22 protein-coding genes are annotated in these 26453 nt (G+C 71.7%); 14 read left to right on the forward strand and 8 right to left on the reverse strand.

Annotated elements, in window-relative coordinates; translation table 11 throughout:
- Positions 1-74: 74 nt before the first annotated feature.
- The 3 genes from ABFX54_RS27375 to ABFX54_RS27385 all read left to right on the forward strand — a co-directional run bounded on the left by ABFX54_RS27375 (position 75) and on the right by ABFX54_RS27385 (position 3934).
- A complete protein-coding gene (locus tag ABFX54_RS27375) occupies positions 75-1052 on the forward strand; it encodes an alpha/beta hydrolase (RefSeq protein ID WP_346109339.1) in 978 nt (325 codons plus the stop codon).
- A gap of 110 nt (positions 1053-1162) precedes the next feature.
- Complete coding sequence (locus ABFX54_RS27380; RefSeq protein WP_346109341.1) at positions 1163-1999, forward strand: siderophore-interacting protein; 837 nt, start codon at positions 1163-1165, stop codon at positions 1997-1999.
- Positions 2000-2212: 213 nt separating this feature from the next.
- Positions 2213-3934 (forward strand): protein kinase domain-containing protein, encoded by a 1722-nt coding sequence (locus ABFX54_RS27385; protein WP_346109342.1) that lies wholly within the window; start codon positions 2213-2215, stop codon positions 3932-3934.
- Positions 3935-4055: 121 nt separating this feature from the next.
- On the opposite strand, the gene aceA is transcribed toward ABFX54_RS27385, so the two are convergent.
- Positions 4056-5342 (reverse strand): isocitrate lyase, encoded by a 1287-nt coding sequence (gene aceA / locus ABFX54_RS27390; RefSeq protein ID WP_346109344.1) that lies wholly within the window; start codon positions 5340-5342, stop codon positions 4056-4058.
- 257 nt (positions 5343-5599) lie between these two features.
- Here aceA and ABFX54_RS27395 point away from each other — a divergent pair, with 257 nt between their 5' ends.
- From ABFX54_RS27395 to ABFX54_RS27405, 3 genes are all read left to right on the forward strand, one after another.
- Positions 5600-7072, forward strand: coding sequence for a helix-turn-helix domain-containing protein (locus tag ABFX54_RS27395; RefSeq protein ID WP_428834580.1), 1473 nt, complete (start codon positions 5600-5602; stop codon positions 7070-7072).
- A gap of 241 nt (positions 7073-7313) precedes the next feature.
- Positions 7314-8078, forward strand: a complete 765-nt coding sequence (locus ABFX54_RS27400) for a SigB/SigF/SigG family RNA polymerase sigma factor (protein WP_346109345.1) — start codon at positions 7314-7316, stop codon at positions 8076-8078.
- A gap of 186 nt (positions 8079-8264) precedes the next feature.
- Positions 8265-8864 carry a DinB family protein gene (locus ABFX54_RS27405; RefSeq protein ID WP_346109347.1) on the forward strand — a complete coding sequence of 200 codons (600 nt, stop codon included), beginning with the start codon at positions 8265-8267 and terminating at the stop codon, positions 8862-8864.
- A 261-nt stretch (positions 8865-9125) separates the two neighbouring features.
- Here ABFX54_RS27405 and ABFX54_RS27410 read toward each other — a convergent pair whose 3' ends face one another.
- Positions 9126-9620 carry a signal peptidase II gene (locus ABFX54_RS27410; RefSeq protein WP_346109349.1) on the reverse strand — a complete coding sequence of 165 codons (495 nt, stop codon included), beginning with the start codon at positions 9618-9620 and terminating at the stop codon, positions 9126-9128.
- A gap of 515 nt (positions 9621-10135) precedes the next feature.
- On the opposite strand from ABFX54_RS27410, the gene ABFX54_RS27415 reads away from it, so the two are divergent.
- A complete protein-coding gene (locus tag ABFX54_RS27415) occupies positions 10136-11224 on the forward strand; it encodes a hypothetical protein (protein WP_346109351.1) in 1089 nt (362 codons plus the stop codon).
- Positions 11225-11240: 16 nt separating this feature from the next.
- Here ABFX54_RS27415 and ABFX54_RS27420 read toward each other — a convergent pair whose 3' ends face one another.
- From ABFX54_RS27420 to ABFX54_RS27430, 3 genes are read right to left on the reverse strand one after another with little or no spacing between them, the layout of a single operon-like run.
- Complete coding sequence (locus ABFX54_RS27420; RefSeq protein WP_346109352.1) at positions 11241-12959, reverse strand: PH domain-containing protein; 1719 nt, start codon at positions 12957-12959, stop codon at positions 11241-11243.
- Complete coding sequence (locus ABFX54_RS27425; protein ID WP_346109354.1) at positions 12956-13444, reverse strand: PH domain-containing protein; 489 nt, start codon at positions 13442-13444, stop codon at positions 12956-12958. Before ABFX54_RS27425 ends, ABFX54_RS27420 begins: the two co-directional genes overlap by 4 nt.
- Positions 13445-13470: 26 nt before the next feature.
- A complete protein-coding gene (locus tag ABFX54_RS27430; protein ID WP_346109356.1) occupies positions 13471-13998 on the reverse strand; it encodes a hypothetical protein in 528 nt (175 codons plus the stop codon).
- Positions 13999-14172: 174 nt separating this feature from the next.
- Between ABFX54_RS27430 and ABFX54_RS27435 the strand changes: the two genes are divergently transcribed.
- The 3 genes from ABFX54_RS27435 (at position 14173) to ABFX54_RS27445 (ending at position 18374) form a co-directional block, all read left to right on the forward strand.
- Positions 14173-15489: a sensor histidine kinase gene (locus ABFX54_RS27435; protein ID WP_346109358.1), complete on the forward strand. Its 1317-nt coding sequence runs from the start codon at positions 14173-14175 to the stop codon at positions 15487-15489.
- A complete protein-coding gene (locus tag ABFX54_RS27440; RefSeq protein WP_346109360.1) occupies positions 15482-16114 on the forward strand; it encodes a response regulator transcription factor in 633 nt (210 codons plus the stop codon). Before ABFX54_RS27435 ends, ABFX54_RS27440 begins: the two co-directional genes overlap by 8 nt.
- Positions 16115-16181: 67 nt before the next feature.
- Positions 16182-18374, forward strand: coding sequence for a SpoIIE family protein phosphatase (locus ABFX54_RS27445; protein WP_346109361.1), 2193 nt, complete (start codon positions 16182-16184; stop codon positions 18372-18374).
- Positions 18375-18506: 132 nt separating this feature from the next.
- On the opposite strand, the gene ABFX54_RS27450 is transcribed toward ABFX54_RS27445, so the two are convergent.
- On the reverse strand, positions 18507-19436 hold the full coding sequence (locus ABFX54_RS27450; protein ID WP_346109363.1) for an NADP-dependent oxidoreductase: 930 nt from the start codon (positions 19434-19436) through the stop codon (positions 18507-18509).
- 165 nt (positions 19437-19601) lie between these two features.
- On the opposite strand from ABFX54_RS27450, the gene ABFX54_RS27455 reads away from it, so the two are divergent.
- Complete coding sequence (locus ABFX54_RS27455) at positions 19602-20465, forward strand: helix-turn-helix transcriptional regulator (protein ID WP_346109364.1); 864 nt, start codon at positions 19602-19604, stop codon at positions 20463-20465.
- A gap of 330 nt (positions 20466-20795) precedes the next feature.
- A complete protein-coding gene (locus ABFX54_RS27460) occupies positions 20796-22739 on the forward strand; it encodes a cytochrome c oxidase assembly protein (RefSeq protein WP_346109365.1) in 1944 nt (647 codons plus the stop codon).
- On the opposite strand, the gene ABFX54_RS27465 is transcribed toward ABFX54_RS27460, so the two are convergent.
- Positions 22660-23304 (reverse strand): TetR/AcrR family transcriptional regulator, encoded by a 645-nt coding sequence (locus tag ABFX54_RS27465; RefSeq protein ID WP_346109367.1) that lies wholly within the window; start codon positions 23302-23304, stop codon positions 22660-22662. The two genes, ABFX54_RS27460 and ABFX54_RS27465, sit on opposite strands and share 80 nt — an antisense overlap.
- 214 nt (positions 23305-23518) lie before the next feature.
- On the opposite strand from ABFX54_RS27465, the gene ABFX54_RS27470 reads away from it, so the two are divergent.
- Complete coding sequence (locus ABFX54_RS27470) at positions 23519-24445, forward strand: glucosyl-3-phosphoglycerate synthase (protein ID WP_346109368.1); 927 nt, start codon at positions 23519-23521, stop codon at positions 24443-24445.
- A 52-nt stretch (positions 24446-24497) separates the two neighbouring features.
- Positions 24498-25706, forward strand: coding sequence for an acyl-CoA dehydrogenase family protein (locus ABFX54_RS27475; RefSeq protein WP_346109370.1), 1209 nt, complete (start codon positions 24498-24500; stop codon positions 25704-25706).
- 446 nt (positions 25707-26152) lie between these two features.
- Here ABFX54_RS27475 and ABFX54_RS27480 read toward each other — a convergent pair whose 3' ends face one another.
- Positions 26153-26383 (reverse strand): hypothetical protein, encoded by a 231-nt coding sequence (locus ABFX54_RS27480; protein ID WP_346109372.1) that lies wholly within the window; start codon positions 26381-26383, stop codon positions 26153-26155.
- Positions 26384-26453 lie beyond the last annotated feature (70 nt).

The following is a 26453-nucleotide window of genomic DNA, read 5'->3' on the forward strand; positions in this document are numbered from 1 at the left end:
CGTAAGAGATTAGTTACCTACTGATGGGTAGGACGATCTTGAACAGGGGAAGAATCATCCTCGGAGGGTCGAGAATGCTCATCGACAAGGACGTGATACCCGGCTACCCCTTGAGCTGGCAGGCCCGCGCGCTCACCGGCCTCATGCGCGGCACGCTCAAGCCGGCCTCCAGTTTGCTGATGCGCCATCCCCTCGCCCTGTCGGGGGCGGCCCGCCTGAACGACCTCACCCGGATGGTCAAGGTGCCCCATCCTGGGCACGTGACGATCGAGCCGGCGGCCTTCTCCGCGTGCGGAGGGGAGTGGGTGCGTGGCGGGCAGGATCTCGACGAGGGCAAAGTGGTGCTCTACTTCCACGGCGGCGGCTACTTCTCGTGCTCGCCGCGTACGCACCGGTCCATCACCTGGCGGCTGTCGGTGGCGGCCGGGCAGCCGGTGCTGGCGCTCGACTACCGGCAGGGCCCGGTGCACCGGCTGGCGGACTCGCTGGCCGACGCGCTGGACGCCTACGACTGCCTGCTGAGCCAGGGATTCGAACCCGAGGACGTCGTGCTGGCCGGCGACTCCGCGGGCGGCCACCTGACCCTGGCGACCCTGCTGGCCCTGCGTGACCAGGGCGCGCCGCTGCCGGGCGCGGCCATCTGCCTGTCGCCGTGGGCCGACCTGACCGACGTGCCGCGCCGGGCCAACCGCTGGCAGGACCCCATGCTGCCGGCCGGCCGGGTGCGCTGGCTGGCGCGCCGGTGGACGTCGGGGCTGGACCCGTGGGACCCGCTGGTCTCGCCGGTGCACGGGGACTTCACCGGCCTGCCGCCGCTCATGATCGTGACCGGCTCGACCGAGGTGCTGCGGGACGAGGGCAGGCAGGTGGCCAGGCGCGCGCGGCTGGCCGGGGTGCCGGTGCGTTACGAGGAGTGGCCGCGGATGCCCCACGTCTTCCCGATCCTGGCCGACGTGCTGCCCGAGGCGCGGCTGGCCTTCGAGCACGTGTCCCGGTTCCTGGCGGCGGTGGGTTCGGCGTCGATGCCCGCGGACGGCTCGGCGGCGGCCTGAGATTTCACCGGCCCGGCATTTCGTCTGTCCGGAATGAGGGGATTGGCATACACCAGGAGGCCAAGGCAGTATAAGGTTAGGTATACCTAACCGCACCAGGGGGCTGTTCGATGGCGAACAAGCGCACGGATCATCACCGGGGCGTGGTCCAGCGGACCGAACGCATCTCCCGCCACATGGTACGCGTCGTCGTGGGCGGCGACGGGCTGGCGGACTTCGCGACGACGGGGCTCACCGACCACTACGTCAAGCTGGTGTTCCCGTACGAGGGGGTCGACTACCCCCAGCCGTTCAGCGTGCAGACCTGCCGCGAGCAGATGCCGCGCGAGCTGTGGCCGCGCCTGCGCACCTACACCGTGCGCGCCTGGGACCCCGACACCCGCGAGCTCACCCTCGACTTCGTCGTCCACGGCGACGAGGGCCTGGCCGGGCCGTGGGCCGAGCGGGCGGCGCCCGGGGACGAACTGCTCATGCTGGGTCCCGGCGGCGGCTACGCGCCCGATCCTGAGGCGGGCTGGCATCTGTTCGTGGGCGACGAGAGCGCGCTGCCGGCCATCGCGGCCTCGCTGGAGGCGCTGCCGGCGGACGCCACCGCGTACGTGCTGGTGGAGGTGGACGCGCCCGAGGACGAGCAGAAGCTGGGCACGGCCGCCGAGGCGCACGTGACCTGGGTCTACCGGGGCGACGGGCCCGTGGGGCTGCGGCTGGTGGAGGCGGTGCGGGCGCTGGAGTTCCCCGAGGGTGAGGTGCACGCGTTCGTGCACGGGGAGGCCGGGTTCGTGAAGGAACTGCGCCGGCATCTGCGGATCGAGCGCGGGATCGGGCTCGACCGGCTGTCGATCTCCGGCTATTGGCGGACCGGGGTCGACGACGAGGCGTGGCGCGAGGTCAAGCGCGAGTGGAACCGCCAGGTCGAGGCCGAGGAATCGGCCGCCATCGCCTCCTGATCCCGCCCGGCACGGCAGGCGCGAAGTGCCACTTCAGACCGCCATGTCACAGCATTTACTTACCTAGAGGGAATGACAGCCTTACCTCCAATACCCCTTATGTAAGACATGCGGAAAGCCTCCACGGGAGCCGCCACAGTGTGCTTTGCCGTGACCCTGATCAGGAGAGGCGAAACCCGGATGGCGCGTGGGGCGAGGGACATGCCTGCCGGAGTGCGACCGCTGACGGTGGGCGACCCGGTCATCATCGGCCGATATCTACTCCTCGGCCGCCTGGGAACCGGCGGGATGGGAGTGGTGTATCTGGCCGAACACCCTCAAGGGGGCCTGGTCGCCCTCAAGACACCGCATGCGGTGCATCTCAACGATGCCACGTTACGGGCCCGCTTCGCCGAGGAAGTGGCTTTCTCGCGGAGATTGGTACCGTTCTGCACCGCCGCCGTCGTGGAGGACGGCACCGACGAGGACCGCCCGTACCTGGTCACCGAGTACATCCCGGGCCCCGCGCTCTCCCAGGTCGTCAAGGCCGAGGGGCCCCTCCCGCCCGACCTCGCCTACGGGGTGGCGCTCGGCGTCGCCGCCGCGCTGGTGGCCGTGCACGAGGCCGGGCTCGTGCACCGGGACCTCAAGCCGGGCAACGTGCTGCTGTCCCCGCGGGGCCCGCGGGTCATCGACTTCGGCATCGCCCGGGACGTGGACACGCTGTCCGCGCACACGCAGGCCGGGCAGGTCATGGGCAGCCCCGGATGGGTCGCGCCCGAGCGGCTGACGGGCGGGTCCGCCGTGCCCGCCTCCGACGTGTTCGCCTGGGGCTGCCTGGTGGCCTTCGCCGCCGGCGGGCACCATCCGTTCGGCGGCGGGGAGACCGACGTGCTGACCCGGCGCATCCTCTTCGACCCGCCGCGCGTGGAGAACGTGCCGGCCCTGCTGCGGCCCGCCGTCGAGGCCGCCCTGGCCAAGGAGCCCGGCGACCGTCCGAGGGCCGCCGACCTGCTGCGGGCGCTGCTGGCCGCCGGGGGGGTCGGGGATCCGTGGGACCTGCGGCACTCGGTGGCGGAGGTGCTGGCGGAGATCTGGACGCCGGTGCCGTATCCGGCCGGGGGAGGGCTGGTGCGGTTGGCGCGCTCGCCCGGCGACCCGGAGGCATCCGGAGACGAGGACGGCCCGTTCATGGACCGTTCCGAAGCCGGATCCGTCTGGGGCCAGGGTTCCGGCGGCGGTCCCGATGACGCGGCCCCTGGTTCCGGGGGGCGTTCCGGCGGCGCTGCCACGGGCCGGGGCGGCGGCCGGGACGAGGACCGCGCCGAGGACCGCGCCGAGAGCCGCGCCGGGGGCAAAGGGCGGTCCGGGGCGCGAGGGCGGGGGAGCAGGGCGAAGTCGAGGGCGCAGCTCTCGCACGCGACCTTCGCCGCCCTGGCCACGGTCTCGATCGCGGCCCTCACCGTCATCGCGGCCTCGGCCGGGGACGGGATGGCCATGGGAGGAGACGCCCTCCTGCCCGCCGACCCGCCCGCCGTGCAGCCGCAGAGCAGCGCCGGCTCCACCGTGCGGCCCGCGATCACGACCAGGAACCCGCCTCCGGTACGCCTGGCGACGACCGCGCTGCCGTCGCCCGCCACGCCCACGGTGTTCGTCACGCGGACCCGTACGACCAGCCCGGTCTCCGTGCTCACGCCCGGACGCGAGCGCGACCGCAGGCGGAGCGTCGTCCCGACGTCGCACACGTTCGGGCCCGGCGACCCGGGCGGGAACGACCCGGGGGAGTGCGCGAACCCGGCGGCCCGCAGACGCGGCAACGCCGCGGCCGGACGGGACTGCCCGCGACCTTCCGGCTCGATCACCACGATCCCGCAGGACGGACCGGGCGAGTCACCCGGCCCGACCCCCACCGTCACGACCACCCCGACCCCGACGGGCGGCACCACCGCCCCCTGAGCAGGTCGGGCGCGCGGCCGGTGCACGTGAAAGCGGGCCGCGCCGGCGCTGGGAGCCGGCGCGGCCCGGTCGCCGGGGAACCGTCCCATGCCCTGGAGGTGGCCGGCGAGATCGGAGGAACCTAGTGCCCGAACTGCTCTTCCTCGGTGGAGCCGCGCAGCGCGGTGGTCGAGGAGTCGGGCGCCACGGCCGTGGAGACCAGGTCGAAGTAGCCGGTGCCGACCTCACGCTGATGCCGCGTCGCGGTGTAGCCGCGCGCCTCGGCGGCGAACTCCGCCTCCTGCAGCTCGACGTACGCGGTCATGCCGTCGGCCGCGTACCCCTGGGCCAGGTCGAACATGCCGAAGTTCAGCGAGTGGAACCCGGCCAGCGTGATGAACTGGAACTTGTACCCCATGTGCCCCAGCTCGCGCTGGAACTTCGCGATCGTCGAGTCGTCGAGGTGCTTCTTCCAGTTGAACGACGGTGAGCAGTTGTAGGCGAGCATCTGGTCCGGGTACTCGGCCTTGATCGCCTCGGCGAACTCCCGGGCCACGTCGAGGTCGGGCGTGCCGGTCTCCATCCAGAGCAGGTCGGAGTACGGCGCATAGGCCAGGCCGCGCGCCACGCACGCCTCCAGGCCGTTCCTGACCCGGTAGAAGCCCTCCGCGGTGCGCTCGCCGGTGGTGAACGCCTGGTCGCGCGGGTCCACGTCGCTGGTCAGGAGCGTCGCGGCCTGGGCGTCGGTCCGCGCGACCACCAGCGTGGGGACTCCGGCGACGTCCGCGGCGAGGCGGGCGGCGTTCAGGGTCTTGACGTGCTGGCCGGTCGGGATCAGCACCTTGCCGCCGAGGTGGCCGCACTTCTTCTCCGAGGCCAGCTGATCCTCCCAGTGCACGCCCGCGGCGCCGGCCGCGATCATGCCCTTCATCAGCTCGAACGCGTTGAGCACGCCGCCGAACCCGGCCTCCGCGTCCGCCACGATCGGGGCCAGCCAGTTTGGGGCGTCACCGTCGCCCTCCGACCAGGTGATCTGGTCGGCGCGCAGCAGCGCGTTGTTGATCCGGCGCACGACGGCGGGCACGGAGTTGGCCGGGTAGAGGCTCTGGTCGGGGTAGGTGTGCCCGCCCAGGTTGGCGTCCGCGGCGACCTGCCAGCCCGACAGGTAGATCGCCTTCAGCCCGGCTCGCACCTGCTGCACCGCCTGGTTGCCGGTGAGCGCGCCGAGGGTGTTGACGTAGTCCTCGGTGTGCAGCAGGCTCCACAGCCGCTCGGCGCCCAGCCGGGCGAGCGTGTGCTCCTCCTGGACACTGCCGCGCAACCTGATCACGTCTTCGGCGCTGTAGGTGCGCTCGATGCCCTTCCAGCGAGGGTCGTTGTCCCATTCGTCCTGCAGCTGCTCAGCAGCTCCCTTGAGGCGATCGATCATGGCTCACTCCTTTGTCGTCCCCTGGGTGCTCACGCCGAGTCTCTGCCCCGGCAGCCTGCGACACATAGGGTGAACCCGTGAGAAGAATTGCCGATATTCTCCTTCTGGAGATTACCTGCCGGTATTCAGTGGTGAAGAATTCGCAGGTTTTACCGTTGGCCTAGACCAATCGCCTCTGCGGCGGAGCCGTCCAAGATCCTGCGCCGAGGAGTCCCGAAGCGCTGGAAGATGAGCGGAATTTCTGTCTAAGATTCGGTATGGCCTCCTTGCTGGGCGAAGAACCGCTGTCTTTGACACAGGAGCTCGATCTGATCGCGTTTGGCCAGCGCCTGCGTCACCTGCGCAAACAGCGCGGGCTCACCCTGTCCGACCTGGGCTCGCGCGTCAGCAGGGCGCCGAGCCAGCTCTCCCTGCTGGAGAACGGCAAGCGCGAGCCCAAGCTCTCCCTGCTCAAGTCGCTGGCGACCGCGCTCGGCGTCCCCGTCGAGGAACTGCTGCGCCGCCAGCCGCCCAACCGCCGCGCCCAGCTGGAGATCGCGCTGGAGGAGGCCCAGCGCGACCCCGTCTACGCCGGGCTCGGCCTGCCCCGGCTGAAGGTGTCCGCGCGCGTGCCCAACGACGTGCTCGAACACCTCCTCGGCCTGTACGGCGAGCTGCGCGCCCGCCAGGCCCGCGGCACCGCAACGCCGGAGGAGGCCAGGGTCGCCAACGCCGAGCTGCGGCGCCGGCAGCGGGAGGTGGGCAACTACTTCCCCGAGATCGAGAAGGCCGCCGCCGAGGCGCTCGAAGCGGTCGGATACCGTACGGGCGCGCTGTCGCAGAGCATGATCCAGAGCCTCGTCACGCACTTCGGCTACACCGTGCACACCGCCCAGGACCTGCCCCGTTCGGTGCGTTCCATCACTGACATGCGCAACCGCCGCATCTATGTCAAACACGAGCAGCTCGGCATGCACACCCCGCGCACGATCCTGCTCCAGACGCTCGGGCACCTCGCGCTCGGCCACGACAAGCCCCGCGACTTCGCCGACTTCCTGCGCCAGCGCACCGAGGCCAACTACTTCGCCGCCGCCGTCCTCGTCCCCGAGAAGGCCGCCGCGCTCTACCTCCAGGAGGCCAAGTCCGACCGGGCGCTGTCGGTTGAGGACCTGCGGGACGTGTTCGCGGTGTCGTACGAGATGGCCGCCCACCGCTTCACCAACCTCGCCACTCACCATCTCGGGCTGGTCTGCCACTTCGTCCGCAACGACGCGGGGGGCACGATCTACAAGGCGTACGAGAACGACGGCATCGTCTTCCCGGCCGACGAGCAGGGGGCCATCGAGGGGCAGCGGATGTGCCTGCAGTGGTCGGGGCGGCAGGTGTTCGCCTCGCCGGACCGCTTCTCGGTGTTCTACCAGTACTCCGACTCGCCCACCGGGACCTACTTCTGCGTGGCCCACGTCGATCCTTCGCGCGAGCGGGACTTCGCGATCACGCTGGGGGTGCCGTACAAGGAGTCGCGCTGGTTCCGGGGCCGCGAGACCACCAACCGCACGAAGTCCGGCTGCCCGAGCGGCGACTGCTGCCGCCGCCCGCCGGCCGAGCTGGCCGAACGCTGGGAGGGGTACGCCTGGCCGTCGGCCAGGGCCAATTCCCACGTGCTCGCCGCACTGCCGCCGGGGTCGTTCCCCGGCGTGGACGAGGCCGACGTCTACACCTTCCTGGAACGCCACGCCGCCGCCGGCTGAACGCCCGGCCCCGCCGTCACCGGCGCTCGAACCGGCTCTGTGGCTTTACCGGCCGTCGAACACGGCCACCGTCGTAACGCATTTGTTATCCAATTCAGGTGTTTAGGCCGCCATTTGCGGGCATTCTTGATCACGAAGTCCAGCAGAGGGCTTCCCTCACGCGTTACCGAAGCGTGCCTCTGCCTGGGCTTTTTGTCATGGGCGGAGCCGCTTGCACCTGTTGGAGCAGCACATGTCCCTCATGACCGTCGCATTCGAGCAGCTCACCGCCGAAGACCTGCTGGCCGAACTCGCCGACCCGCACATCTCCGACCTGCGCGCCGCCCGCATCCGTGAGCGCATCGTCCAGCTGCACGAAGGACTCGTCTCCGAGGTCACCCGCCGCTACCGCTACCGCGGCGAACCCATGGAAGACCTGCGCCAAGCCGCCTACGTCGGGCTCATGAAGGCCGTCAACGGCTACGACCCCGACCTCGGCCACGAGTTCCGCGGCTACGCCATGATCACCATGATGGGCGAAGTCAAGCGCCACTTCCGCGACCGCACCTGGGCCATCCGCGTCCCCCGCGTCTACCAGGAACGTCGCATCGAGCTCAACAAGGCCACCGCCGAACTCACCCAGACCCTCGGCCACGCCCCCACCGTCGCCGAGCTCGCCGCCAAGCTCCGCATCTCCGAAGAGGACGTCCTGCTCGCCCTCGAAGCCTCCACCGCGTACAGCACCCTGTCCCTCGACGCCCCCGTCAACAACGGCGAGGACGACGCCGCTGAACTGAGCGATTTCCTGCCCGCCCAGGACGACTCCCTCAGCCACCTCCTCGACAGGCACGCCGTCAAGCCCCTCATCGACGCCCTGCCGCCCCGCGAGAAGAACATCCTGCTCATGCGCTTCTACGGGAACATGACCCAATCGGAGATCGCCCAGGAGTTCGGCATCTCCCAGATGCACGTCTCCCGCATCCTGCGCGCCGTCCTCACCCAGCTCCGCACCGCCCTCACCGACTGACCAAGCCCGTCAACCGCATCAGGAGGACGTCTTGGCGTTCAAGACCCTCGAGGACTTACTACGGCGATGACGTGGACGAGTGCCTGCCCTCCCAGGGTTCGGCTCACCGACCGACTGACACCCGGCCTCGGCGGACGGCACGAACAACGGCGTGATTCTGTCGGGGCCGGGTGCGAGGATGCCCGCATGACTGACTGGGACCCGAAGGCGGATCTGCGGCACTACCTGCAGACCGTGCGCGAGGCACTGCTGTGGAAGCTGGACGGCCTGTCGGAATACGACGTCCGCCGGCCGCTGACGCCCACCGGCACCAACTTGCTGGGGCTGGTCAAACACCTGGCCGGAGTGGAGGCGGGCTACTTCGGCGACATCTTCGGCAGACCGTTCGCCGAGCCGATGCCGTGGATGGAGGACGGCGCCGAGCCCAACGAAGACCTGTGGGCGACCCCTGAGGAGTCGCGCGAGGACATCATCGGGCTCTACCGCCGGGTGTGGGCGCACGCCGACGCGACGCTCGACGCGCTGCCGCTCGACCACTTCGGCGAGGTGCCGTGGTGGCCGGAGGATCGGCGGCGGGTGACCCTGCACCGGATCCTGGTGCACGTGATCGCCGAGACCAACCGGCACGCGGGCCACGCCGACATCGTCAGGGAGTTCATCGACGGCTCGGCGGGCTTGCGCCAGGGCGTCGACAACCTGCCGCGGGTCGGCGAGGAGTGGTGGGCGGAGCACCACGCCCGCGTCGAACAGGCGGCCCGGGAGGCCGGCCGGAAGCCGGTGCGGTAGGTACGCGGGCGGGCAGGGGATGACCACGTGGCTGGTCAAGGTGGGCTCGCGTTACGGCGCTCAGCCGGTGAAGGGTCAGAGGCCGTTTCCCTGGAGGGCCGCCGGCCGGAGTGCGGCGGGTGGGGGGCCACGGCGCCGCCGTAAAGGATGGGGCCTGGAACAACAGCCCCGCAAGGGGCGGGGCTGGAACGACGGCACCGCGAAGAACGGGGCCGAAATCACAGCGCTGCGAGCAACGATGCCGCAACGGATGGGCACGGATCAGGATGAGGCGGGATTCTTGGCTGGCGTGCCGTCGAGGGGGACGCCGCGCACGCTGAGGAGCATGAGCAGGGCGCAGCCGCCGGTGAGGGCGATGTCGGCGACGTTGCCGACGAACAGGCCGCCGTAGTCGATGAAGTCGACGACGTGGCCGTGGGCGAAGGCGGGCGGGCGGAAGAGCCGGTCGAGCAGGTGGGAGGCGGCGCCGCCCAGGAGCGCGCCCAGCACGACGGTCCACGCCGACGAGCGCAGCCGCCTGCCGACGTACAGGATGCCGATCACCGCGGCGGCGGCCGCGAGGGCGAACACCCACGTCATGCCCTCGCCGATGGAGAACGCCGCGCCCGGGTTGAGCAGCAGGCGAAGCTGGATCACCTGGGGGATGACCGTGACGCGTTCGCCGTCCGCGAGCGCCGAGACCGCCCAGAACTTGGAGGATTGGTCGACGGCGAGCACCACGGCGGCGAGTGCGAGCATCCACCCGTATCGCCGCATTTCGCGTCCTGTCGCCTGCGCAATGTGTTCGTCCGGCACCCGTTACCTCGCCATCACCGTCGTCTGCGAACGAATCTACCGAAAGCGGGCCCCTGCGACGCCGGACGCCGTCGCGGACTTCCTCGCCCGGTTCCCGCCCGCAAGGCGATGGCCCGCCTCCTGACGTCACCTCTCCGGGTGTCGGATGCTCCCTCCTGAGGGCGCCTCTCCTGGCAGCGGCTCAGGCACGGGGGATGTCCCCAAAATGGCAATGTCCAGCTCATGAGCAGGACATGCCCCGCGCGTCGCTGCTGACGGCTTTGCCCGGGTATGCCATCGTGGCTGCTTCCAGCAGCGCCCCCGAGGGTCCGCCGTCCGGCCGTCACCGGCCTCCGGCGCTTCGCACATCACGCTCACGACCAGGTCGCGGTCCCGGCACCGCACCCTGGCCGCAGGCACGCACGGGCGCAGGCACCCGCACACCCACCACGGGGCACGCCCGCCCCCGACCATGAGGAAGGCTGGCCAGCGCAGGCATGACCGGCAGGCGACCAACCCCGACCAGCACCACCAGACGCGACCGCGGCAAGCGGCGCGTGGCGCGCCTGAGCGGTGCGCAGATCACCGGCGGCGGCCTGGCCGCGCTCACCGCCGCCGTCACGGCCTCCTACCTGGGGGTGACGGGCACGGTGATCGGCGCGGCCGTGATGAGCGTGGCCACCACGGTGGGGACCGAGTTCTACGCCCATCTCCTGCGGCGCACCGGCCACAGGGTCAAACAACACGCCACGCCCAGCAGGCGAACCCGCCCAAGCCGGGATGACGCTCCGGCAGGTCGCGAGGTTCGGGCCGGTGGTGATCCGGCAGGGTACGAGGCGTCGGGAGACGATGCTTCGGCCTGCGGTGCTCCGGCGGGCGGAGATCACATAGGCGGCGCGGCCGTGGGTGAGGCGTCGGCGGATGAAGGGTCTGCGGGTGGGCCGGCGTTCGGTGGTGGTGCTTGGCCGCACGTGATGCGCGGGCGACTGGGCTGGCTGCGGGTGGGGGCCGTGCTCGCGCTCGTGGTCACGGTCAGCTTCGGCGGCGTCCTCATCTACCAGGCGTTCAGCGGGCAGATGGCGGCCGATCAGGGGAACGGCACGAGCGCGAGGAAGGCGAAGTCAGACAAGCGGCACGCTCCCGACCGGGACCGGCGCGCCGCCCGCGGGTCTCAGCAGTACGTTCCGGTGCAGTCGGGGCCGCCCGCCACGCCGTCCTCCACAGGCCCGTCCGCGTCACCCACGGCGGTCATCGGCCCACTCACCAATCCATCCATCGGTCCAGGCAGCGGTACGACCGGACCGGATGCGGGCGCGCTCGACGGCACAGGCAGCGTTCCGGGGGATGTCGAGGGCATCGGTGCAGGCGGTGCGGTGAACGGGACTGCCCCACCAGGCGGCTCAGCCCCCGCCACGTCCGCGCCGCCGCCCGGCTCATCCACGACCGCCCCGCTCGAAGCACCGGAGGCCGCGCTGCCGGACACCGCGCCCTCCACCTCGACGGCCCCCGGACGACCGCACGCGGAGAACCCACCGGCTCCCACCCGGCCGGCGACGGGCGAGGACGGGGGAAACCGACATCGGTGACCTAGCGGCCGGGTGGTCATGGCCGGCGTTCGATGAAGGGGGCGAGCAGGCCGGGCAGCGCTGTCTCGGCCAGGGTCAGTCCCTGGCCCACCGACACGTCGCGGATCCGGTAGATGCCGTCTCCCGCCGCCGTGGTGGCCCCCAGGGTGAGCAGGCCGGTGCGGCGCTGGAACGGTGAGCGTGTGATGCTCCAGCCGATGACCCCGTCACGCCGCAGGACGACGGTGCGGCGGGCGAACGCCCCGTACGCGGTGACCAGGTAGCGGCCGCGGATGGCGTGACCGAGCGAGCGGTAGGCCGAGCGGGCCAGGGCCGTCAGCACGGGCACCAGGACCAGGCAGGTGATCGCGCCGGTGATGACGAACGCGGGTCCGAGCCACAGCCCGAGGCCGGCGGGGATCGCGGCGATCAGCACCGACGCCGTCAGAGCCTGGTCGACCCGCCTGCGCAGAGCGAGACGAGGATGAGCGACCAGCCCACGCCGCTCCAGCAGCTCCCGCCCGTCCAGCAGTTCCCGCTCGATCGGGTGGTGCCGGCTTTGGGGCTCGGGTTCGGCTGGGGCATGCCGGTCTAGCAGCGCTTGCTCGTGGGGGCCGCGCCGGCCCTGCCGTTCCCGCTCGGCCGGGGCCGGGTCGAACTGGGTCGGCAGGCTTCGCATGGCCGGGTCACGTGGCTCCCGCACAGCCGATCCGGTGGGTGGCAGGATTCGTGCGGCGATGGTGAGGGCTTCGGGGCGGGGGACCGCCGGGGTCAGGGCGCGGCGTCTGCGGTTCTCGTCGCGGTCGCCGAGGCCGGTGGTGACGGCGTTGAGCCTGGCGCCGCCGGCCCAGCGCAGCGGAAGGGGCTCCACCAGTTCCAGGCCGCGCAGCCGGTGCTCCTCCATGCTCACCGACCGGGTGGCCAGCAGGCCGCGGCGCACGCGCAGGACGCCGCCTTCGCCGCGCCGCAGCTCGTACCAGCTCCAGTTCTCGATGAACGTGAGCGTCGAGCAGGCCGCCCCGAGGGCGACGACGGCGAGCACGGTCACCAGTAGGCCGAACCAGAGCGGGACCGAGCCGAAACGGCGCACGAGGTCCTGGACGATCCCGAGTTCGAGCGGGTCGATCTTCATCTCGTGCAGTGTGCGGTAGCCGGTGCCGGCGGCGGCCAGGACGCTGCCGACGCCCCAGACGGTGAGCGGGGCGTAACGCAGCCACGAGCGGTCCAGCTCGCTGATCAAGCCGTCGCTGTCGGTGGCGTGTGCGGTGTCGCATCCTTCGAGGATCAGGCGGCGCAGCTCGGTGGCCTGATCCTCGGTGACGCCGTCCAGCCGGACCCCGCGGCGGGCCGCGCCGCCCTGGCCGCCGCCGGTGTCGAGACTGAGTGTGGTCAGGCCGAACAGGCGGTGCACCGGATGGGCGGTCACGTCGATGCCGCGGACGCGGGCCAGCGGGATGGAGTGCCGGCTGCGGAAGAGCAGGCCGGCGCTGACCTCGAACCGGTCGCCGGTGACCCGGTAGTGGGTGGTCGCCAGGCGCGACAGCCCGATGCCGCCGACGATCAGGCCGGTGAGGAGGAGCGAGGCGAGGGTGATGAGGATCTGCAGGTTCGGCTCGCCGCCGGTGACGAGCAGGCTGACCGCGAACAGGGCCGCCGGGGCGAGCAGGGCGCTGAGGCTGACCAGGACGAGCCGGCCGCTCAGCCGCCCCTCGTGGTCGCGCGGCGCCGTCCGCGTGCGGGTGCCGGTGGTGGTCATGAAACATCTCCGGGTACGGCCTGAGTGCGGTCTGCCAGGTAGGCCACCAGTTCGTCCCCCACCTTCGCGTCGAGCCCCTTGATGCTGACGGCGGAGGACGAGGCGGTGGTCACGGTGATGCCCGACAGCCCGAACAGCTGCTGCAGCGGCCCGCGCAGCGTGTCGACGGTCTGGACGCGCGAGAGCGGGACGACCCGCCACTGCTGCCACAGCCAGCCGGAGGCGGTGTAGACGGCGTCGCCGGTGACCTCCCAGCGGTGCACCCGGTAGCGCCAGACCGGCATCACGGTCAGGTAGAGCAGCCCGGGCACCAGGGAGCCCAGGGTGAACCACATGAACAGCTCGCGCGTGGGCGGGATGGTGGCCCACAGGATTCCGAAGGTGAGCGGCAGCGGCAGGGCGAACACCGCCGCCTGCGCGCTCCACCAGCCGATCGCACGGCCCTCCACGCGGTTGCGCGGTGGCCTGAGCCTGAGCTCGTTCATGACGTCACCTCTCACCGACTCGCCTGTCATCGGGTCACGGGCACCGGCACGGCGGCGGCCTTGAGCCTGCGCATCTTGCTCATGAGCACGGTGGTGCGGGTGAGCACCATGGCCAGGGACATGAAGACGAAGGCGTTGGCGTAGGTGTCGGGGCCGCTGATCCGGTAGTCGATGGAGAAGCGGACCAGGTCCGCGGCGAACCAGTGCTCGGCTCCGTACGCGAACACCACCCGCCCCAGCGACAGCACGATCCACACCAGCGCGTAGCCGAGCCCGCCGGTCGTGTAGAGCTCGCCCGACGGGCGCCGGTGGGCGGGCAGCAGCGAGCCGGCGATCAGCCCGCAGATGATGCCCGTTCCGATGCCCACGAGCTGCAGCGACAGGTCGTTCCCCTGCGTCGGGAACGAGTGGACGAAGATGGGGATGATGACGGCGACGACGATCACCGAGCGCAGCACCCGCGTCGTGGTGATGCGGCGCTGTCCGAGGTCGGTGGCCAGGATGACGAGCAGGATGGTTCCGCTGGCTATGAGGGCAGTGAGGAACTGACTCATCAGGGGGTTGCTCCGGATCTTGAGTGGGGAGATCCCGTGCGGCTTGGCGCTTCGCACGTTCTCTACGGCGCTTTCCACGCTAGAGACGGGGCCCCCGCCCGGAGACGACCGAACGGTGGGTCCGGTTGTCAACCGATCAGTGGACACGGACGTTTCCGTGGTACGACTGTTGCCGTGCGTGTACGACCTGATATCGGAGAGACAGGCGGCCTTCCCCCCGCCACCGAGCCGCGTACCGGCTGGTTCGGCCTGTGGGACGGCTTCTTCGCCGTCTCCTACCTCCTCACCGCGGTGCTGGTGTTCCTCTCCGGCGGCCCCACGGCCGCCCAGGCCGTCGCGATCGGCGCGCTGACCCTGATCGTGCCCTGGTACGCGGGGCTCGGCCGCCGCCTGATGACCGTCCAGACGTACGGGCGGACAAACCTGATCTTCGCGGCCGGGCTGGTGGCGCTGTTCTGCGTCACCACGTGGTTCGGCCTCATCAGCTCCTTCGCGTTGTACGCCGTCGCGCCCATGCTGATCATGACGCTGCCGATGAGGCGGGCCGTCGGCTGGCTCGCGGTGGCCAACCTCTTCCCCGTGCTGGTGACCTGGATCAGGAGCGAGGAGCTGGGGATCCCGCCCTGGAGCGCGCTGCCCCTCTCGCTGCTGAGCTACGCGCTGTCGATCCTGCTGGGCGTCTGGATCAAGCGGGTGACCCGGCAGAGCCGGGAGCGCGCCCAGCTCATCGAGGAGTTGCGCCGTACCCAGGAGCGCGTGGCCAGGCTCTCCCACGAGGCCGGCATCTCGGCCGAGCGCGAACGGCTGGCCAGGGAGATCCACGACACCCTCGCCCAGGGCCTGACCAGCATCATCAGCCTGACCCAGGCGGCGGAGTCGAGCGTGCGCGACGCGCCCGACCAGGCGAGCGGGCACCTGTCGCGGGCCGGGCAGGTGGCCAGGGAGTCCCTCGCCGAGGCGCGCGAGTTCGTCGCCGCCCTGACCCCGCCGACCCTGCGCGGCGGCTCGCTCGTGCAGGCCGTGCGCAGACAGGCCGACGGCCTGGTCGCCGACACCGGGCTCGACGTGCGCACGTCGGTGCGCGGCGCGGAGGAGCCGCTGCCGATGCCGGTCAACGTCGTCCTGCTGCGCTCGATGCAGGAGGCGATCGCCAACGTGCGCAAACACGCCGCGGGGGCGCGCTCGGTGGACGTGGTGATGACGTACGAGCCGGACGCCGTACGCCTGCTCGTCCGCGACGACGGCGAGGGCTTCACCCCGGAGGGCGACCACGACGGATACGGGCTGCGCGGCATGCGGGCCAGGGTCGCGGAGATCAACGGGACGGTGAGCATCGGCAGCCGTCCCGGCGGGGGCACCGCCGTCGAGGTGCGCGTTCCCGTGCCGGCGCAAGCAGGCGTTCCCGTGCCGGCGGAAGCGGTCGGGGCGGCCGGAGCGGCTGGAACGGCGGGAGCGGCGGGAACGGCGGCCGAGGAGCGGGCGCGTGGCTGAGGCGGAACCGATCACCACCCTGGTGGCCGACGATCATCCGGTGGTCCGCGAGGGGCTCATCGCCATGCTGGAGTCCGCCGACGGCATCACCGTCGTGGGCGAGGCGGGCTCGGGGGAGGAGGCGGTCGCCAGGGCGCCGGTGCTGCGGCCCGACGTCGTCCTGCTGGACCTGCGCATGGGCGGCATGGACGGCGTCGCCGCCACCGGGCACATCCTGCGCGAGCTGCCTTCCGCCAAGATCGTCATCGTGACCACGTACGAGGACGACACCGACATCCTGCGCGCGGTGGAGGCGGGCGCGGCCGGCTACCTGCTCAAGGGCAGCTCACGGCAGGAGCTGATCGACGCGGTCCGCGCCGCCGCGCGCGGGGAGACCGTGCTCACCCCCTCCCTGGCGGGCAAGCTCTTCCGTGCGCGGACACCCGACCCCGCCGCGCTGTCCGAGCGTGAGTGCGCGGTGCTGCGCCTGGTCGGCCAGGGGCTGACGAACGCCGAGATCGGCGGCGAGCTGTTCATCAGTGAGGCGACCGTCAAGACGTATCTGCTGCGTTCGTTCAAGAAACTCGGCGTCTCCGACCGCACCGCCGCCGTCATGACCGCCATCGAACGCGGCCTGCTGTCCTGATCCGGGTGTTTCCGCCGCGTCGCGGGGGATGAGGATCAACGGGGGCTGTGGCCAGGGGGAGGTCACGATGGGTGGTGGTATCGGTGCCGGCGCCGGCTGCGGTGACGGGCCGGCCTTCGAGATGCTGGATCCGGCGCCGGTGGGCGTGGCGGTGACGCGCGGCCCCGAGCACCGGCTGATCTACATGAACCGCATGTGCCGGGCGCAACTGGGCGATCCCGAGCTGGGCAGCCCCTTTCCCAGCGCCTTCACCTCCCCGACGCGCGAGCGCTACCGCCGGCTGTGCGACCAGGTGTTCAGGACCGGCGAGGCCGTCGTGCTCACCGCCATTCCTTTGGGTACGGAGGCGTCGCCCGAGCAGGACCGGGGCCGGCGCGCGTGCCCGGCCCAGGATCGGGACCAGGACGCGAGCCTGGCCCAGGAGCGGGATCGGGACCAGGGCGCGAGCCCGAGCCAGGGCCGGGCCCCGAGTCCGTGCCAGGATCAGGACGCGGACGAGGACCAGGAGCGGTTCTTCACCTCCAGCCTGTCGCGCATCACGCTCGGAGCCGATGACCATGGCGTGCTGGTGATGGCCATGGAGGTCACCGAACAGATCGCCGCCGCCCGGCAGGTGCAGGCCATCGCCGACGAGCGCCGCCACATCCTGCGGCGATACCGGAGCCTGATCCAGGTCAGCGCCCAGATCATCTGGGTGACGGGGCCCGAGGGCGACGCGATCGAGCCGAGCCCCAGCTGGGAGCGGGTGACCGGGCAGGCCTGGGAGGATTTCCGCGGCAACGGCTGGCTGCGGATGGCGCACCCCGACGACCAGCCCGAGGTCCAGCGGACGTGGCAGGCCACCCTCGACAGCGAGGCGAAGTCGTACGACCACGTCTGCCGGCTGCGCGTCGCCGATGGCGGCTACCGGCACTTCCGCGTGCGGGCCGTGCCCGTCTACGAGCACGGCCGGCTGGTGGAATGGGTCGGGAGCTGCAGCGACGTCGAGCGGCAGTGGCAGGAACGTCGCTCCCAGGACCTGCTCGACCGGGCCGCCGCGGCCATGGGGGAGCTGTCGAGCCTGCCGGACATGCTCCACGCCCTGGCCGGGGTGATCGTGCCGGAGCTGGCCGACGGCTGCGGGATTCACCTGATCGCCGACATGTCCGGCGCCGATCGCGGGGGGCCGCTGCTGGTCGAGCGGGTCGCGGCCGCCGTACGTCCCGGATTGCCGATGATGACCCCGTACGGACAGGAGCTGGTGCGGCCCGAGAACATGCTCGTCCAGGCCGTCCGGCAGCGGCGCCCGATGCTGGCGACGTTCGCGCCGGGCAACCCGCCGCCGGACCTCGCCCCGTCGGGAGCCCAGCGGTGGGTGGCGGAGAACGGCGTCAACAGCCTGCTGCTCCTGCCCGTCGTGGTGGACGGCGCGGTCCCGGCCGTGGTGACAGCGCTGACCTGCAAGCATCGCGCGCCGCTCAGCGAGGCGGACATCGCGCTGCTCAGCCAGATGTTCGACCACGCGCACGACGCGCTGAGCAATGCCATTCGCTTCCAGCGGGCGCAGCAGATCGCGCTGGCGCTGCAGCACAGCCTGCTGGCCGAGCCGCCGCTCCTGCCCGACCTGCGCATCGCCGCCCGCTACCGGGCCAGCCCCGCCGCCGCCGAGGTGGGCGGCGACTGGTACGACTCCTTCGTCCTGCCCGACGGCGCCACCGTCATCGCCATCGGCGACGTCGCCGGCCACGACCTCGCCGCCGCCGTCGAGATGAGCCAGCTCCGCAACATGCTGCGCGCCCTGGCCATGGACCGCTGGGGGCCGCCGGGCGAGGTCCTCACCCGGCTCAACAAGGTGATGGCGGCCCTGTCGGGCGAGGTCACGGCCACCTGCGTGCTCGCCCGCGTTGAAGAGGTCACCGGCGGTCACCGGCTGCACTACGCCGTCGCCGGCCATCCGCCGCCCCTGCTCGTCACGCACGAGGGAACGGCGCGTTTCCTGGACGAGCCGACCGGCTCGCTGCTCGGCATCGGCGACGTGTTCGACTGCCCCTCGGCGACGGTGCCACTGCCGCCGCGCAGCACGCTGCTCCTCTACACCGACGGCCTGGTCGAACGGATGGGCGAGCATCTGGACCTGGGTCTGGAACGGCTGCGCGAACTGGCGGGGACGCTTGCCCGCGAGCCCGTGGACGCCTTCTGCGACCAGTTGCTCAGCGGACTGCCGACGACCGGGCTCGACGACATCGCCGTCCTGGCCCTGCGACGACCGGGAGACGACTGACACCGGATCACCAGCGCGCTCGACGCTGGCCCTTCCCTCTGGCTGAGGGCGGGCCGGTCGGGGGGACTTGGGCGGGGTCTCGTGGTAGGCCGGTGCCGGGCCGTTCGGGAGATCGACGCCGGGCCGCACGTGCTACGGCGTAAGGACGATCTTGCCGCGGGTGTGTCGTTGCTCCAGCTCGCGGTAGGCGTCCTGGACCCGGTCCAGCGGGTAGGTGGCGGCGATCGGGATCTCCAGCCGGCCCGTCCGGATGAGCTCGGTCAGCTCGGCCAGCACGTCGGCCGTGGCCGCCATGGCGCTGCCCTCGTTCTTGACCCCGTAGCGCTCGGCCGCGGCGACGTCGATGATGGTGTCGATCCGGTCGGGGCTCACCCCCAGCTCGATCGCCATCTCCACGTAACCGCCGCCGAAGTTGTCGATGAAGGCGTCGACGTGCCCGGCCGCGGCCTTGATCCGGGCGGCGGCCCCCTCGCCGTACGCGATCGGGACGGCCCCGTGATCGCGCAGCCACTGGTGGTTGGGCTCGCTCGCCAGCCCGATCACGGTGGCCCCCGCTTCGGCCGCGAGCTGCGTCGCGATCGTTCCGACCCCGCCGGCGGCCCCCGCGATGACCACCGTGTCACCGGCGCGCAGGCCGACCGCCCGCACCTCCGCCACCGCCGTCGTGCCCGTGACATACAGCGAGCCAGCCTGCTCCCACGACACCTCCGGCGGCCGCCGGACCAGGTTGGACGCCTCCACCACGACGTAATCGGCATGGCTGGCCCGGTTGTCGGTGAAGCCGAGCACCTCGTCGCCCGCCGCGAAATCCGCCACCCCGTCGCCGGTGGCGACCACCACCCCGGCCAGGTCGCTGCCCTGGCCGGAGGGGAACGTGGCCGGCCAGAGGTCGTGGAGCGCCCCGGAGCGGATCGCCGCCTCACCCGGGTTGATCCCGGCGGCCACCACCTTCACCAGGACCTGCCCCGGGCCGGGCGCCGGGCGCTCCACCTCGGCGATCCGCAGCACCTCGATCCCGCCGTAGCCGTCGAACCGGACCGCTCGCATCGTCTCGACCGTCATCTTGACCTCCCTGACCTGTTCTTGCTCCGGGTGATGTGGTGAAACCCGGTTCGGGAGTCACGTTGCCAAGCGTTGACGACCGGCGGAATCGGACAGGTCTCCCTAGGATCCACGGTCCTAGGCTGTGCGGCCGGGCAGGCCCCGCGGCCGCGTCATCATGGATTCATGGACATGGACCGGGAGCAGCTAGCCGACTTCCTGCGCCGGGCGCGTGAGCGGCTGCGTCCCCAGGAGGTGGGGCTGCCGGCCGGGCCGCGCCGCCGCACGCCCGGCCTGCGCCGCGAGGAGGTCTCGCAGCTCGCGGGCATGTCGGCCGACTACTACATGCGCCTCGAACAGGCCCGCAGCCCGCAACCCTCGCTGCAGATCCTGGCCGCGCTGGCCCGCGGGCTCCGGCTGACCGACGACGAGCGCGACCACCTCTACCTGCTGTCCGGCCACCGGCCCCCGAGCGGTCCGCTGGCCCACGACCACGTCAGCCCCGGTCTGCTCTACCTCCTCGACCGGCTCACCGAGACCCCGGCCCACATCACCAACGACCTCGGTGACCTGCTCGCCCGCAACCAGATGGCCGAGGCGCTGCTGGGCTGCATCTGCTCGATCCGCGAGCAGGACCGCAACTTCGTCTGGCGGTGGTTCACCGACCCGGCGATGAGCCGGGCCTACGATCCGGACGAACGCGCCGCGCTCAGCCGGGATCACGTCGCCGACCTGCGCGCCTCCTACGCCCGCCGGGGCGGCGACGAGCCCTCCGCCCGCCTGGTCGCCCGGCTGCGCGCCACGAGCGAGGAGTTCGCCCGGCTGTGGGATCTGCACGAGGTCGCGGTACGCCGTTCCAGCCGGATGCGAGTCTCCCACTCCGCCGTCGGCGCTATCGAGCTGAACTGCGAGACGTTACTCAGCCCGGCCGAGGACCAGCGGCTCGTCATCTACACCCCGGTGCCGGGGACATCCGCCATCGAGCACCTGAGCCTGCTCCGCGTCCTCAGCCACAACGATTTCGTCCCCGCCAGCCCCGCCCGCCGCTGACCGAGGCGGATCGCGGTAGACCGCCGCCGGTCGCTGCTCTGTTATAGCGCGGAACGCCGCCGACCGGTGGTGAGTGGCACGGCGTTACTGGTACTGGCCCGGTGGTGGCTCGGCTTCGGCCGGTGGTGAACGGCACGGTGCCGCCGGTACCGAGCGGCCCTGGCCGGGCTTCGATCGGTGGTGAACGGCACGGTGCCACCCGAAATCACCAGCGCTGACCGGTTTCGGCTGAACTTCGGTTGCCGGCCGCGCGTACCTCAGGTACGCGGCGACTTCACGGCGGGCCGTCGCGTGTGATGGTGTGCCTCCTGACGACGTGGCGGTTTCCTGATGACAGTTTCCGCACGGCTGTACGCCGTACTGGCGGTCGGCTCAGGCGTTCTGGTGCTGGTGGCGGCGCTGCGGTTCGGGGGCGGGGCCGGGGCGCCGCCGATCGCCGGGCTGCCGGCCGCGGGGCCGGTGACCGACTGGGGCCTGCCGCTGGCGCGGTTCGCGCACGAGTTGTGCGCGGTGGCATGCGTAGGCACCGCGCTGGCGGCCGTACTGGCTCCGGCGGCCTCGCCCGAGTCGGCGCGCTGCCTGCGCGCGGCCGGATGGTGGGCACTCGGCTGGGCGTTCTCCAGCCTGCTGGGCTACGTGCTCACCCTGTCCAGCTTCATCCCGATGCCGGTGGCGCACCTGCTCGCGGCTCCCGGTCTGCTCAGCTTCGGCACGGACCTGCCACAGACGCGGGCGCTGCTGGTGGTGACGGCGGTGACGTTCGTGGTGGCGGTGGCGACGATGGTGCCGCGGCTGCCGAGGTGGGTGCCGGTGACGGTCGCGGTCTTCGGGCTGCTGCCGCCCGCGTACGTCGGCCACGCCGCCTCGGCGGGCGATCACGACCTGGCCGTGTCCGCGCTGATGGCGCACCTGGTGCCGATGGCGCTGTGGGTCGGCGGGCTGGGCGCGGTGCTGGTCTACTTCCGCCGCTCCGGCGACCTGCCGGTGGTGCTGCCGCGCTTCAGCACGATCGCCCTGTGCTGCTTCGCGGCGGTGGCCTTCTCCGGCGCGGTCAGCGGCTGGGTGCGGCTGAACGCCGTCTCCGACCTGTGGCAGAGCCCGTACGGGCTGCTCCTGCTGGCCAAGCTCGCCGCCCTGGTGGTGCTCGGCTGGTTCGGGTGGGTCCACCGGCGCAGGACCGTCGCGGGCGTCGCCGATCGCGGGGCGCGCCGTACCTTCGTCCGGCTGGCGGCCGGTGAGCTGGGCGTGATGGCGGTGGCGATGGGGCTGGGCGTCGGCCTGGCCAGGACCCCGCCGCCGCCCGGCGGTGAGGGCGGCGGGCACGCGCATCCCCTGCTGGAGTACACGCCGGCCCCGTTCTCCCCGGGCGCGCTGATCGTCGAGGGGCGGCTGGACGTCCTGGTCGTGCTGCTGCTGGCGCTGCCCGCCGTCGCCTACGCGCTCGCCGTGCGCAGGGTGGGCGCGTGGCCGTACGCACGCACGATCGCCTGGTACGCCGGGCTCGGCCTGGCCGCGCTGGTGCTGCTCGGCGGGGTGGCCGGCTACGCCAGGGCGATGCTTCCCGCGCAGGCGCTCCAGCACGTCGCGCTGGCCGTCGTGGTGCCGGTGCTGCTCTGCCTCGGCGCTCCGCTGACGCTGGCGGGCCGGGCCACCTCGCCCGCGTCCCCGTACGGCGCTCTCGGTTCGCCCCCCTTCGGGCGGCGCCTCACCGGGCCCGCCTTGACGGCCGCCTATCCGCTGCTCTTCCTGCTGCTGTACGGGACGGACTGGCTGGCGTGGTCGCTGTCCGGATACGCGCCGCACCTGGTCACCGAGCTGCTCTTCCTCGGCGTCGGCCTGGCGATGTCATGGGTGCCGGCCGGTGCCGATCCGCTGCCGCGGCCGTTCGCGCGGGGCGAGCTGGTGCGGCTGCTGACGGTGGCGGCCGGGACGCACCTGGTGGTAGGGGCGTACCTGCTGGTGGGGCCGCCGGTCGCGGCGGACTGGCTGGTGCGGACGGCGCCGCCCGGCGCACCGGACCTGCTCACCGGCCAGCGGATGGCGGCGGCCGTCTTCCTGGTCGTGCCGCTGCTGACCCTCGCGCCCCTGGCTGTGCGCCTGATCCGGAGGCGACCGGCCGCGCGGTGGCACTGGTCCCACGTCCGCGTCGCCGACGTTAGCGCCGGTCGCGCCGTGCAGGGCGACGCCGTGCCGGTCACGGACGGGGCGCTGCTCCTTGGTAGAGGCCGGCGACGGCCGCCAGCACCCGCTCACGGGCGACGGCCCCCGGGGTGACGCCGGTGAGCACGTAGGCGGCCAGCCCTTCGGCCAGCGCCACCAGGGACAGCGCGGCCCTGTGCGGGTCGATGGCCGCGGGGATGCGCCCCGCCCGCTGGTCCCGTTCGACGAGGCCGGCCATGTCGCGGTGGAAGGCGGCGTACAGGACGCGCAGCCGGGCGGCGATGGCCTCGTCGGAGAAGGCGTAGGCATGGAAGGACTGGCGGACCCGCATGTGGGCCTCGGTCGTGGCGTCGTACGGGATGAGCTCGGTGAGCACGGCGGTCAGGACCAGCCGCGGCTCGGCGGCGCCGAGCTCTGAGCCGACCCGCTGCCGGATGCGGGCGCTGGACAGGTGGTTGCCGCGCTCGAAGGCCGCTTCGATCAGCCGCCGCTTGGCCGGGAAGTAGTGCTGCACCCGGCCGGGCGAGATGCCGGCCTGGGCGGCCACCTCGGTGAGGGAGACGGCGGCCAGGCCGCGTTCGGCGACGATGGCGAGCACGGCGTCGGCGATCTCGGCGCGCCGCTGCGCGTGGTGCGCGCCGGGCCCTCTGGTACGCCGTTCAGCCGGCTGTTCTGCCACGCAGCTACCTTATCGATAAGACCACACCGGATTGACCGTTCAGCGTTGGGGTTGTCACCCGGAATCCCCGCGCGCATCGGCGTTCCGGGTGTCAGACGAGCCTGGAGACGGTTGTGGCCTGAGGGGCTACGGGCAACCAGCGACACGGATGCGACCGGTCGACCGGGAAGACTTCGCATAAGCTGACAAATGGGATAGCGGGGGGAGGGTTGGCATGCTGCCTGAGGTGCGCGGATGGTTGGGGCGCCGTACTTCGACCGCCGGGGACTGGCCGCTGCGGGACCTGGTGGGCGCCAAGGGAGACAGCACGGTCAGCGTGGTGCTTCCCGCCCGGGACGAGCGGGAGACCGTGGGGGAGATCGTCGGGATCATCCTGCGGGACCTCGGCACGCTGGTCGACGAGGTCGTCGTCATCGACTCACGTTCCACCGACGACACCGCGCGCGTGGCCGCGCGAGCAGGGGCCACGGTGCACGCGCAGGACGAGATCCTGCCGCGGCTCAAGCCGCTCGACGGCAAGGGGGAGGCGCTGTGGAAGTCGCTGGCCGTCACGTCGGGGGACGTGCTGGTGTTCGCCGACGCCGACATCAGGAACTTCCATGCCTCCCTGATCACGGGAGTGCTCGGGCCGCTGCTGGCCGATCCCACGATCGTCTACGCCAAGGGGTGCTACGACCGTCCGCTCCACGGCGTCCCCGACGGAGGAGGGCGGGTCACCGAGCTCGTCGCCCGGCCGCTGATCAACCTGCACTGGCCCCAGCTGGCCGGTTTCGTGCAGCCGCTCGCGGGCGAGTACGCGGGCCGGCGCTCCGCCCTGGAACGCGTACCGTTCCTGACCGGCTACGGCGTCGAGCTCGGGCTGCTCATCGACCTGCTGGAGCTGGCGGGGCTGGACGCGTTCGCCCAGGTGGACCTGGGCTCGCGCGAGCACACGCCGCAGTCCACCGAGGCGCTCGGAGGCATGGCCGCGCAGATCATGCTCGCCGCGTGGTCGCGGCTCGACCGGCAGGGCAAGATCGCGGCGCTGGCCGAGCCCTCGGTCCGGCTGGCGCAGTTCAAGAGGAGGAGGGCCGGGTACGGCGTGCGGACGCGGGACGTCGGCATCGGCGAACGCCCCCCCATGCTCACCCTGGACGAGTGACCGGCCGGTAAGGTGTTACCACCGGTAACGTCTCGGTTCGAGGAGCGGCGCGATGACGGGATTCTGCCCGGAGCTCAGTGACGACGTGGTCGAGGTGCGCGACTGGGTGCACGCGTTCGCCCGCGACGTGATCCGTCCCGCGGGCGCCGAGTGGGACGAACGTGAGGAGACGCCATGGCCGATCATCCAGGAGGCGGCCAAGATCGGGCTCTACTCCCTCGACTTCTTCGCCACCCAGTGGTTCGAGCAGAGCGGGCTGGCGCTGCCCGTGGCGTTCGAGGAGCTCTTCTGGGGCGACGCCGGCATCGGCCTGTCGATCACCGGCACCGGCCTGGCCGCCGCGGCCCTCGCCTCCAACGGCACCCCCGAGCAGATGGGGGAGTGGCTGCCGCGGATGTTCGGCACGGCGGACGACGTCAAGCTCGGCGCGTTCTGCGCCTCCGAGCCGGACGCCGGCTCCGACGTCGGCGCCATCCGCACCCGTGCCGTCCCCGACGGGTCCGACTGGGTGCTCAACGGGGTCAAGACCTGGGCCACGAACGGCGGCATCGCCGACGTCCACGTGGTCGTCGCCTCCGTGGACCCGTCGCTCGGCACCAGAGGCCAGGCATCCTTCGTCGTCCCGCCGGGCACGCCGGGGCTGTCGATGGGGCAGAAGTTCCGCAAACACGGCATCCGCGCCTCCCACACGGCCGAGGTGGTGCTGAACGACGTGCGCGTGCCCGGGGAGTGCCTGCTGGGCGGCAGGGAGAAGCTGGAGGCCAGGCTGGCCCGCGTACGCAAGGGGGAGCGGGCGGGCGAGCAGGCCGCGATGCGCACGTTCGAGACCACCCGCCCGTCGGTGGCCGCGATGGCGGTCGGGATCGCGCGGGCGGGCTTCGAGTACGCCAGGGACTACGCCCGCGAACGCGAGCAGTTCGGCCGCAAGATCGGCGCCAACCAGGCCATCGCCTTCCTCCTCGCCGAGATGGCGACCCGGGTGGACGTGGCCAGGCTGCTGACCTGGCGAGCCGCCTGGATGGCCCGCAACGGTCGGCAGTTCGAGCAGGCGGAGGGCTCGATGTCGAAGCTGGTGGCGGGGGAGACGGCGGTGTGGGTGACCGAGCAGGCCATCCAGATCCTGGGCGGCGCCGGCTACACCAGGGAACACCCGGTGGAACGCTTCCACCGCGACGCCAAGATCTTCACCATCTTCGAAGGGACGTCGGAGATCCAGCGGCTCATCATCGGCCGCGCGGTCACCGGCCTGCCGGTCCGCTGAAGGAGCTCGGCCCCCGCTCCAAGCACCAGCGGACGCGGGCATTTTCAGGAGAACTGCACGCTGACGTTCGTGCCATACGGCTTCAGCTGCGGGCATGTCGCGGATGACGCTGTGGTGCCCGGCCTCCGCCATTGCCATAGTAGGTGGTTACCGGGACTCCGAGACCGGCTGCGCAGCCCAGCCGGAGGCGGCAGGTCCCGCTTCCGGACGCGTATCCGGCGCTTCCCTTGCCGGGAGCTCTGGGCATGTGGCGATTGATGCCTGCCTTGCAAACGGTGGGTGTCGCCTGCGCCGGCCTGGGCTGACGAGCACGCCTATGCCTGTGGCAGTGCCAAGGCGGCCGCGAACCTTTTCATGAGTGCTCCTGGTGACGATCGCGTTTGTGGTGCGAGCCAACCAGACGCCGGCATGTCGCAGGTGTGTCCGCGCAATGCTCCCTGATTTCCCTAGTCGCCCCCGTCTCCGCCGCCGCCGAATCCCCCGTCTCCGCCTCTCCCGCCTCCGTCATACCCCGCACCTCCGTCGCGGCCGGAACTCCCGCCGGGTGAGTCGTCCGTGAATATGTGGAGCAGGAAAGCGAGGAAGATGAAGAGCACGAGGGACCAGAGGCCGTCCGCTTCCCGGAAGACCAGCACGAAAAGGAAGAGCGCCCCCATCAGCGTCAGCACGGCCTTCACGCGCGTTTGCACGACGGCTTCCTCCTTTTACCGGGAACAACACTCTTCCTTCCTGAAGCAGTGAAGTCAA

This window comes from Nonomuraea maheshkhaliensis, assembly GCF_039529435.1.
GTDB lineage: Bacteria > Actinomycetota > Actinomycetes > Streptosporangiales > Streptosporangiaceae > Nonomuraea > Nonomuraea maheshkhaliensis.